The organism is Oceanospirillum sediminis (assembly GCF_014164585.1).
GTDB lineage: Bacteria > Pseudomonadota > Gammaproteobacteria > Pseudomonadales > Halomonadaceae > Oceanospirillum > Oceanospirillum sediminis.
In genome coordinates, this window is the sequence record NZ_JACJFM010000164.1 from 1 (window position 1) to 416 (window position 416).

Here is a 416-nt window from a genome sequence, read left to right on the forward strand (position 1 = left end):
ATAATATTAATAAAGATTTTTTTAAAGATAAAGTTGAGTTTTATGATATTGTCGAATTAAAGAATGGTATGGTAGAACGCAAATCGAAAGGGACATTACGACTGATGGAAGATTGGCTTGGAGGCATTTTCAAAGCAGAGCAAAATAATGAATTAAAGAAGTTATTTAAACAACTCAAAGAGATTAGAAGAGAACGACAAAATCCTGCTCATAAGATTAGTGAAAATGAATATGATAAAAAATATATTGAACTTCAAAAACAGTTAATTAACAAAGCCTACCATTCAATTAAAGGATTAAGACATATATTCCAACAACATCCATTGGCAAAGGATATTGAAATTCCAGACTGGATTGAAAATGGAAATGTAAAAACGTTCTGAAATAAGCCTGCGCACAACAATGGCTATAGCAAA

1 protein-coding gene is annotated in these 416 nt (G+C 30.0%); it reads left to right on the top strand.

Annotation, left to right across the window (positions count from 1 at the left end):
* The coding region (locus H4O21_RS28255) for a hypothetical protein (protein WP_220495867.1) at positions 1-383 on the top strand (383 nt) is incomplete at its 5' end.
* Positions 384-416 lie beyond the last annotated feature (33 nt).